Source organism: Deltaproteobacteria bacterium (assembly GCA_029860075.1).
In the GTDB taxonomy this organism is placed as follows: domain Bacteria; phylum Desulfobacterota; class JADFVX01; order JADFVX01; family JADFVX01; genus JAOUBX01.
Window position 1 is genome coordinate 52,728 of record JAOUBX010000019.1, and the last position, 10,196, is coordinate 62,923.

Annotated in this window: 9 protein-coding genes; 1 reads left to right on the top strand and 8 read right to left on the bottom strand. The window is 45.8% G+C overall.

The features are described from left to right. Positions 1-21 precede the first annotated feature (21 nt). The 8 genes from OEV42_07925 to OEV42_07960 all read right to left on the bottom strand — a co-directional run bounded on the left by OEV42_07925 (position 22) and on the right by OEV42_07960 (position 8,505). Complete coding sequence (locus OEV42_07925; protein MDH3974193.1) at positions 22-2,061, bottom strand: phage tail sheath subtilisin-like domain-containing protein; 2,040 nt, start codon at positions 2,059-2,061, stop codon at positions 22-24. 41 nt (positions 2,062-2,102) lie between these two features. Further along, positions 2,103-2,381, bottom strand: a complete 279-nt coding sequence (locus OEV42_07930) for a hypothetical protein (protein MDH3974194.1) — start codon at positions 2,379-2,381, stop codon at positions 2,103-2,105. 69 nt (positions 2,382-2,450) lie between these two features. Next, positions 2,451-2,681, bottom strand: a complete 231-nt coding sequence (locus tag OEV42_07935) for a hypothetical protein (GenBank protein MDH3974195.1) — start codon at positions 2,679-2,681, stop codon at positions 2,451-2,453. A gap of 276 nt (positions 2,682-2,957) precedes the next feature. After that, positions 2,958-4,019, bottom strand: coding sequence for a sigma-54 dependent transcriptional regulator (locus tag OEV42_07940; protein ID MDH3974196.1), 1,062 nt, complete (start codon positions 4,017-4,019; stop codon positions 2,958-2,960). Between the two features lie 245 nt (positions 4,020-4,264). Beyond that, the gene (locus OEV42_07945) at positions 4,265-5,032 is read right to left on the bottom strand and encodes a response regulator (GenBank protein MDH3974197.1); all 768 of its coding nucleotides are present in this window, start codon (positions 5,030-5,032) and stop codon (positions 4,265-4,267) included. A gap of 173 nt (positions 5,033-5,205) precedes the next feature. Then, positions 5,206-5,646, bottom strand: coding sequence for a hypothetical protein (locus OEV42_07950; protein MDH3974198.1), 441 nt, complete (start codon positions 5,644-5,646; stop codon positions 5,206-5,208). Between the two features lie 189 nt (positions 5,647-5,835). Next, positions 5,836-6,576 carry a response regulator gene (locus OEV42_07955; GenBank protein MDH3974199.1) on the bottom strand — a complete coding sequence of 247 codons (741 nt, stop codon included), beginning with the start codon at positions 6,574-6,576 and terminating at the stop codon, positions 5,836-5,838. A 27-nt stretch (positions 6,577-6,603) separates the two neighbouring features. Further along, on the bottom strand, positions 6,604-8,505 hold the full coding sequence (locus OEV42_07960; protein ID MDH3974200.1) for an ATPase, T2SS/T4P/T4SS family: 1,902 nt from the start codon (positions 8,503-8,505) through the stop codon (positions 6,604-6,606). Between the two features lie 167 nt (positions 8,506-8,672). On the opposite strand from OEV42_07960, the gene OEV42_07965 reads away from it, so the two are divergent. Further along, the gene (locus OEV42_07965; GenBank protein ID MDH3974201.1) at positions 8,673-9,884 is read left to right on the top strand and encodes an NAD(P)/FAD-dependent oxidoreductase; all 1,212 of its coding nucleotides are present in this window, start codon (positions 8,673-8,675) and stop codon (positions 9,882-9,884) included. Positions 9,885-10,196 lie beyond the last annotated feature (312 nt).

Consider the following 10,196-nt stretch of genomic DNA (forward strand, 5'->3'; position numbering starts at 1 on the left):
TTCTCCTTTACATCAAATATCTTATGAAGATTGTCCCGCCTTCTGGCTGATCTTGACCACAACAAACTCAGCCGGCTTCAAAGGCGCAAAACCTATCAATACGTTAACGATCCCAAGATTTATATCGTCTTGAGTCGTGGTTTCACTGTCACACTTAACAAAGAATGCCTGGGAAGGCGTTGCTCCCTGGAAAGCGCCCTGACGGAAGAGGGTCATCATAAAAGAGCCGATATTCAATCGAAGCTGGGACCATAGTTCCTCATCATTCGGCTCGAAAACGGCCCATTGAATACCGTTGTAAATGCTTACACGCAGCATAATGGCCGTACGGCGGACAGGCACATATCGCCATTCCGGATCCGTTGTCTGAGTGCGCGCCCCCCAGATAACACGGCCCGATGCGGCAAATTGCCTGATGACGTTAATATCATGTGGGGATGGATTTAATAAACCGTGCTCTACATCTGTCAGGTTAACGACAAGCCCTGTTGCTCCCGCCAGGCCTGCGCCAGTCCCGGCAGGCGCTTTCCAAACGCCGCGTTTTGCATCAGTCTTGGCATACATGCCCACCACATAACCCGAAGGCGGCACCGATATGGGTTCTGCAGAAACACCTGTTGGATCAAGCGCCAGCAACCAGGGCATATAGACGGCTCCATAACTGTTTTTAGGAGATAGATTGCTGACAAAATTCCGCGCTTCCTCCACCGTATCATCGCTCTGCGCCATATCACCGATAAAGAAGCAATCACTGAGTGAGCGATTCTCGCAATAATTCATGCCGGCGCTGACAACTGTTGACAAGCCGATTCCCGGCACGGCAATTAAACTGACATCATCAATATTATCAAGGCGCGGAAAAGCGTTAATATAATCGCTATCAGTGACAGAATCACCATCAAAACCGTCCTGAACAGAGACAACAGGGGCAACCGAATCATCATGGTCACCCACCAGATAACGCGGAATGGGGTCCGGGCCAGTGTCCGTATTTGCAAGGGGGCGTGTTACCGCGCCACCCAGTATCTCGGTTCCACCTTGCAACTTGCCTAACCTGAGGAAGCCTGTAGCATCATTACTCGAATTTGATGCCGGGGCCACATTAACTGATGAGCCGGGAATAGTTGTTCCCGAGGACAACTGCAGAACGTCCGTAGGAGTCCCATCAATATCTACAGTAACTACTGCCGCAGCAAATGAACTGAATGCTGCCGCAGCGGTGGAGTTTTTAATCTTCGTCAAACCGGGAAGACTTCCACCGTTTCCCCTGACTGCAAGATGAATTGCAGCTGCAATTTTGTTTGTCGTATCTAATGCATCAACAGTTACATCAGTAGGAGTGCCTTTAATACTAATGTTGACAACAGGGTCCGGGGCAAGATCCAGCACATCCGTTAAATTGATTTCCTGATAGCCATCTCCATCGATGTTGATACGAAATCGCCTTTGGACTCCTACCGGCTCAACAGGGGCATCTGCACCGATACTAAGTCCATTTGTGGCATGCGTATTGGCGTTGTTGACGGCAACCCTGACATAATTCGATCCGCCGGTAATATTTTCTACAAAATTTGAGATATCCGGCACCATACTCAAATTCTCGAACCGTTCGCGAGGGGCTATTTCATCACCCATATAAACTTCCATATTGAATTCATTACCTGGATCTATCGTGCCATTGGTAATCCTGATTTCAATATTATTCCCCCAGAAGCCGGGGCTGACAGCTTCTATCGTTAAACTTGCTTCTGCGGCAACGGCCCGATCATTGATGACAATGTTTGCAACCCTTGTATTTGCGCCGGAGACTCTTACGATATAACACTGACTGCCGCCGTTATTAAAAAACTGATAGACAGAATGCGCCAGATAGGAACCGGGAATAAAATCTCCATATAGATTTTGGAACTGTGTAAAATTAAATACTCTTACAGCCTCCGTAAGACTGCCTTTTTGCGCCTGCCCTATAAAAGCAGCAGTCGAGGTGCTTGCCGCAGCGATAGGCCGCACGCCGCTCGATACTTCTTCAACATAAACGCCCGGATAAGATACAACAGCCATTATAGTGTTCTCCTTTCAAAGATTAGAATCTGAGTTTTTCTTCATTCCTTAACAGGTTTCGCTTTTCCTCCCTTTGGGGGCTTTGTTTTTCCTCCCCCCTCAGGTTCCCCTTTAACTTCTTTTACAGGCGGCACCTTTTTCTTTCCCTCGGCAAGGTCAATGACGCGCCGCTTTCGCAGTTTTTCCACTTTTGCGTTACTTTTCACCTCCACATCGGGAATATCCGCCGAAATAACTCTCGGCGCAAGATGCAAGGACTGGCCGCTGTTTAAGCGTATCAGCACCGGCCTGTTAGTGAGATTCTTCAATTTTACGGGCATGGAACACCTCCTCATCATTAAAATTAGCATTACAAAAGTTTAACGAGGGACCTTTTGAGGGCTCAACGTCTAGACACTTTTTAAGGCTTTATAGATAAAAAAGCCTCTGTCACCTTTAACCCTCTTCAACTTCCCCTGTTTGATTAACTCTTCCAAAGCATGGGCCACCTTATCAACGGCACAGTCCACTCTTTCAAACTCCAGCCACCAGTTGGTAATATCTTCCAGAGCACCCCCCGTATCCTGGTTTTTTAGAAGATAAGCCAAAACTTGCTCTCCAATATCTTTTGTATTCGTCATGGAAATAACCTTTGTGTGGATTGAGGAGCTATACAGCAAATTGCAGGCCAAGGCGACACAACACTGCAACTGCCTGTTTTATTTATATATTTTGACTTTCAGCAACAATAAGCCCGAGGAGATAGTCACCGAATAATGACTCTCGGGTGAGAGCAAACCGACTATTACCGCTATCTTTAAGAAGGAATTATTATGTGACTCTTCCGTCACTACTTGGTGACGGTGGCGATTAGTACTTGAGCCGGGAGAAAAAAATACTCACGGGAAAGATTTCTATCAGCGAAACTGTTTTGGGGAGAGGTTGTGTTTCTTTAAAAGATTCCAAAGGGCTGTTCGATTTTTACCCGTGCCTTTAGCCGCATTGGCTACATCTCCTCCATGTTCTGTGAGAAGGTTGACGAGATAATCTTTTTCAAAGGCTTCAATCGCTTTTTTCTTGGCTTCATTAAAATTCCTCAGATCACACTCTGATCGCGCAGGATTGTTTAAAGGAAGCTGAACATTACTTTCAGATATTTCAGGTGAAGTTAAAGTGACAACCAGTTGCTGGACCTTATTCTCAAGCTCTCTTACGTTTCCGGGCCAGGAATAGGAACAAAAAGCATTCATTGCGCCTTTTGTCACACTTTGGGGCGCCTTGCCATATTCTCTGGCGTATTTTGCAAGAAAATGGTCAACAAGAATGGGAATGTCCCCTTTCCTTTCCCTCAAGGGAGGGATATGAAGAGTAACAATATTTAACCTGTAATAGAGGTCATCCCTGAACAGGCAATCCTTAACAAGTGACAGGAGTTCTCTGTTGGTAGCCGTAACAATTCTGATGTCTGCCCTGCAAGGTTTCGGCTCCCCCAAAGGCTTGTACTCCCTGTCCTGCAAAAGTCGGAGAAGCTTTACCTGGCTAAAAGGGCTTATCGTTCCGATCTCATCAAGGAAGAGGGTGCCGCCTTCCGCCTCGGCAACCAAACCTTTTCTCCTGAAACTTGCGTCTGTAAAAGCGCCTTTAACATGGCCAAACAATTCATTCTCAAAAATACTTTCAGGAATTGCACCGCAGTTGACCGGAACAAAGGGCTTGCCGCCCCTTGGGCTCGAATAGTGAATGGCCCTGGCAACCAATTCTTTGCCTACGCCACTTTCACCTGTAATCAGCACATTAACATCACATGACGCCACCTGGGCAATTTTTTCGAGCAGGGTCATTATCGCCCTGCTTTTGCCAAGGATCTTCTTTAAAGCAAACTTTTTCTTGAGGGACGCCTTGGCCGCCTCATGCTCTAAAAATAAATCACTCTTGACAAAATGTTTTCTGTCATTATGATCATCATTTTTATAAGCCATTTTAACCTGTCAATTATATTTTTATTCCGGGGATATAATCTTCTCAGCTGAATTAAGGAAAAGTCAAAGGAACCACTGGGACGAAGCAGCATACAAAAAACCCGCTCATCATGTCTACAGGATTTCCATGACCTTTACTGCACATGAATGACCTTTAATGGACTGCACTGCTCTTTATTAGATAATTGTGACCCTGGAAGGGATTTTTCTTATTTCAGGATAGACGAGTAATGAACATCAGGGTTTCAGGGCCATGACGATAAAGAAAGTGACTGCTTCCTGAACTCCCTGGGCGTTAATCCTGTATGACGTTTGAAAAACCTTGAAAAATAGGCCGTATCCCGTATTCCTACGGCATGAGCGATGTCTTTAATTTTCATGTCATACCTTGTGGAAAGATACTCCCTGCTTTTTTCAATCTTTGATCGATGAATATACTCCTGCAACTCTACGCCGCACTCCCTCCGAAAAAGGCGGCTCAAATAATCAGGGTTAAGGTTGAGGTATTTTGCCAGACTTTCCCTGTATAGTTCTCTATCATTATTTTCATTAATATAATCAATGGCCCTCCGGGCCGGAATACTGATCAAATCAAGCTTTTTATGGTAATTCATACCCCACAGTTCCTGTAAAACAGGATAATGACGAATGCCAAGAATCTCTTTAATTTTTGCGGTGAGCCGGCCCGCATCAAAAGGTTTTTCCAAATAGCCCTGCACGTTCAGATCAGCGCATTGCTTGGCCCAATCATGTGTGCTCTTGCCCGTCATCATGATTATCTTCACATACTTGTCTGTACTTCTTATTTTTTGAAGCACTTCCAGGCCATTCATGACCGGTATGTCAATATCAAGAAGAACCAATGAAACAGAAACGGTATTAAAAAGAGAGAATCCTTCTCTGCCGTTTGATGCAGTCAAAACATTAAACTCTTTTTCCAGCAGAAGTGATAAATTGACGAGCAATCTGCTCTCGTCTTCTATTATGAGAATGGTCGATTTGACTTTTTTCATTTCCCCCCCCAAAAAGTCCCGAAATAATGATGGCGTCCCGCTTAATAAAACAACTGTACACTTTCTATACTGCTTATACCATAAATATAAAAACCTGTCGCGACATATTTTGCTTTTCATATTTTTTTTTGAGCGGGAGCAAAAGAGGGAGGATAAAAAAGCGGGTTACCGCGCTACCTGGAAAAGTTTACGACCCTTCCCGTAAGCGCCACATTGGCCATGAGGTCACCGGCGGCACACCTGTACTTGCGGGCGCTGACAAGGCGCTTGTGCTTTGTAATAGACCTGATATCGACAACACCGTCGGCGCCCATTCTTTGCGCCCTTTTCTGGAGAGAAATAATGGCCGAAAGGAAAGCGATTCTGCATGCCTCTTCATCTGATTTATTAAGGGCATTGGTGCGCTTGTTCGATTCAAAAACGCCCAGATCTTTTTTTACAGCGGGATAACGTTGACCCGCCATATAAAAAGGGATGTCGAGGAGTTTCTCTTTTCCCCGGACGCTCTTTACGGCTTCACTGACAGGGAGGTCATGGAATGTATTACGGGCAACGGCTGAAGAAGAAAAAACAATAAGACTTGCAACAATAAACAGAAAAATACCTCTCCTCATGATATTTACCTTTCATTATGCCATTTCAAATGATTAATCCTGAAAAGCGCTGTTCGCTGTGGAATCAAAAGGCGGCGCTGCAAACCATAATCCCCTTGCCCTTTCCCGGCAAATATTTTTCCTTGCGCCTCTCCTTGCTTATACCTGACATATTGCCTGATTTTTGAGAAGCAATTACATAGAATAAATTCAGATGATATAACTGTACTGGAATTCAGAAATTGCTTTTTTAAGATCTTCGTGGGGCAATATAAATTTTACAGCCATGCCGAACTCATGTTCAGCTTCTTCTTTATTTTTGGACCTGCTGTTTTCCAGAACCGCTTCCTGCTCTTTTTCTATCCTCACCACCTCACACTGCACGTCAATAATTCCCGAAACATTGGGCAGGCTGAACCTTGCATCAATCCGGGTCCCGACAGGAACATTTACACGGCTTTTAATGAGCAAACCGTCTTCTGCAATGTTGATGATAAATGCCGAATGACCCTGCTCTTCATAGTTAAAATAGATGGAAGAGGAAAGGGGGATTCTTACATTTGTCCTGAAGTGGTCCCCCAGGTATTGTTTAAGCTTCTCAATCAGACTGACCACCTGTATCGGTTTGGTTAAAAAATCATCACAGCCCGCAAAAAAGCACCGCCTCTTATCTTCTGTTTTTTCACTGACGGAAAGCATTATTATAACGGTATCACTTATTTCAGGATCGGCTTTGACGATTGAACAACACTCATCACCATCCATATCACGCATGAAGAGGTCCATTAGCACAAGCGAAGGCCTTTCTCTCCTTATCATTTCGAGCGCTTCCCTGCCGCCGCCTGCTTCCAGGATAGTACAGGCAATTCGCTTTCCGAGAAAAGATTTTTCTCTCTCCCGGTAAAGTTTGTCGTCATCTACCAGCAAGATCTTTTCATGAGTCTTATTCATAAAGGCCTCTACATACCAGGTATTTTGTTAATCCTTTAAAGCCATCCCTCTATCAGGGGCGCCTTTATTATAATCATCAAGTGAAATACTGCAATAAGGGCAAAAATGCCAGTTCTCATCAAGGTGTTTCTTACAGGAGGGGCATTCATTTGCCATCTTTACCCCGCAGTGAGGACATCGGAGAAAGTCAGCATCAACTTTCTTTCCACAGGCGCGGCATAAAGAGGCCGTCGGATCTTTTCGATGAACGATCCTTTTGATCTCTTCAAGCGTCGTCAGTCCCTGAAGAACTTTTTTCACGGCGTCATCCCAAAGCGGCGACATACCCGCTTTTCTTGCCGCCCCATACATCATCTCTTCGTTGCTTTCCAAAGAAATGAGTTCTCTCATATGCTTGTCTATCACCAGGATTTCAAATATTGCAATTCGTCCATAATAGCCGCTGTCATGGCACTTTCTACAGCCTTTCCCTTGATACAAGGGCCTTACCTTGCCCTCTTCCTGCCTTATGCCGAGAAACTGCGCCTCTTCAACAGTCGGTTTGCGCGGCTCCCGGCATTCGGAACAGACCATTCTTACAAGGCGCTGCGAGACGACAGCTGAAAGAGAAGAAGACGCAAGATAGGAGGGAATGCCCATATCAATCAACCTTGTAACAGTTGACACAGCATCATTCGTATGAAGCGTGCTGAAAACAAGGTGACCTGTTATGGATGCTCTCATCGCAATTTCAGCCGTCTCGTTATCTCTCATTTCTCCCACCATGATAACATCCGGATCCTGCCTGAGTACGGAACGCAGGCCACCGGCAAATGAAAAACCCCCTTTTTCATTAACCTGAACCTGGCTTATCGATTCAAGTTCATATTCGATGGGATCTTCAAGAGTCACAATATTTATCTGATCTGACTGGATATGATGCAAGAAGGTATAGAGCGTCGTACTCTTGCCGCTGCCTGTGGGCCCGGTCACCAGAACAAGCCCCTGGGACTGCTCAATAATGCCCTTTATCCTTCCATAATCCCCGGCAGTTAATCCTATTTCAGCCATGGGCTTTATTGAATATTGGCTATTTAAGAGCCTGATTTCCGCTTTTTCACCAAACCGTGTAGGAAGAGTGGATATTCTTAAATCAACTTCCGTACCCGTCGTCCTTACCCTGATACGGCCATCCTGGGGATTTCTTTTTTCCGAAATATCGAGGTCGGCCATGATTTTCAGTCTTGACACAATGGAAGCCTGGGTCCAGCGGGGCAGTTCGACAACCGTAGATAAAACACCGTCAACACGCTCTCTTACAGTAAAACGGGTTTTATGGGGCTCCAAGTGAACGTCACTGGCCCTTCTCTCTATTGCATTGGTAATAATACTGTTTACCGTCTTGACAATGGGGGGCGCCGTTCCCTTTTTTTTCAACTCGGCCACATCTTTCGTCGTTTCACCGGTACTCATGACTTCAATATAGGTTGGATCACCAAGACCGACAAGAATATTATCAAGGGAGCCTTCCATATCGTAATACTTCTCAATAGCGTTTTTAATATCAGAAGCGGTAGCAACGGCAGGCTCCACTTTAAGGCCGCTTTTGAACCTCACGTCATCAATCCCGGAAAAACTCAAAGGATCTGCAATAGCAAAGTGAAGCGTCGTGCTTGTTACCTTGAAAGGAAAGATCATGTTCTGTCTGGCCAGGGATTCATCAAGAACATTAACGGCTTCAGGATCGATCTCCTCGCTGCCAAGATCGATAAAAGGAAAACCTAACTGTTTTGACAGGGCAATGGCAATATCCCGCTCGCTGGAAAAACCGAGTTCAACGACCAGCTCGCCAAGCCTCTTTTTGTGGGTTTTCTTTATCTCCAGGATGTGCTGAAACTGCTCCCGCGAAATAAGCTTTTCTTCAAGTAATATTTCACCCAGCTTCTTCATAAAACAGCCTTATGAGGTAAAAATAACTTTTAAAAATATTATACCCTAATAAAAGTAGTAGCAGATAGATGAAGCTGAGTCAAACCTCTCAAAAGAGGAGGCAGGTGGAGGAAGCGCTTTAATCTGTAGACGAAATCACCTTATTCCCTGTATAATATGCAGTTCTTATGCGTGAAGTCGATGTCATTATAGTAGGGTCGGGGCTTGCCGGGTCTGCCGCTGCCAAACGGCTTGTCGATGCCGGAATGGAGACGCTCGTACTTGAACGAAGCACTCTGCCCCGTCACAAAACATGCAGCGGCATCCTCTCACCGAGGGGGCACCGCTTTCTCCTTGAAAACTTTGGCCCCCTGCCGAGGAAGATACTCCATGAGCCGACCTACTGCAAGGGGGTAACCTTTCACTTCCCTTCCATGGTCTCTTTTCCCATGGATTTCTTCGGAGGCACCACACCCCACCTGCACAGGAAATATTCCGACTACTGGGCAATCAAGCGGAGCGGAGCGGAGATAAAAGAGCGAACCGCCTTTACAGGGCTTGACGACAAGGGAGATCATGTTATCGTCCATGCCAAAGAGAAGGACGGCGGTAAAATAACTCTCAAGGCAAAGCAAGTCATCGGAGCCGACGGTCCCATATCGCATGTGATCCGTTCCATTTATCCCGACTACCCCAAACGGATACCCTGGTTCTTTGTGGGCCAGAAATTCCACGATATCATCGAGTGCGCTCTCGATGAAGAGTATTTTCATTTCTGGTTTCATCCTGATCTCGGACACTACACCTGGAGCCATGCCAGGGACAAGAGGCAAATTGTAGGCGTCGGATTTAAAGTAGGCGACAATTTTGACGTCAAACAGGCCAATGTAGTCAGCTATCTGAAAGAAAAACACGGAACAAAACTAAAAGAGGCGGCCCATGCCGATGGAACGGCGGAAAACTTCGGCCCCTCCCTTATCAACACCTACGTCTTCGGTAAAGGAAACGTCCTCATCACCGGACAGGCAGCCGGCTTCCTCAATATGATCGGCGAAGGAATGAGCTGCGCCCTTCATTCGGGAGCCATAGCGGGCGAATCCATCATCGAGGCAAGGGCAGCCAACAAAGACATGCAGGAGACTTATCGCGCAATGATCGCCTCTGAAGTAAGGCGCACTTCCGACCAGTGGAATCCCTTTAAAATTGCCACAGACAAACCTCACGAAGCCGACTTCCCCGAGGCGCTTATGAAACTGAGCCTTTCCGACCGCGCAAAGGTAATGAAAGACATATGGAACTTCCTCGTTCTTTACAAGGAATTCAAATGGGGCAGGCAGATCCTTTCTGCCGGCATTGACAGACTCTTTAAAGGGGCCTATTCGAGAAAAAAGTGGCTTTAAACAGCATCACGCCTCCCTCTTTCACCGCCTGCCCACGACACGCGCCACAAGACTCAGGGCATAAAGGGGTTAGGGAAAGTTGCAAAAAGCCTGAATTAATAATCTTGATCAGACAGGTTCTCTATCCTTTACGCCCTCAATTCCTTCATTATATTGACCTCCCTTTAAGGCTCTGATAATCTTATTAAATAGTGTCCATCAAGAAACTATAATAAATCAAACTATGTTTTCAATTCGGAAAGGAGGGATTTTTTGCAAGGTCAAGGAAATCAAGGGTTTCGCCGAGTCGTACTGCTGTACGTCGCACAAGCA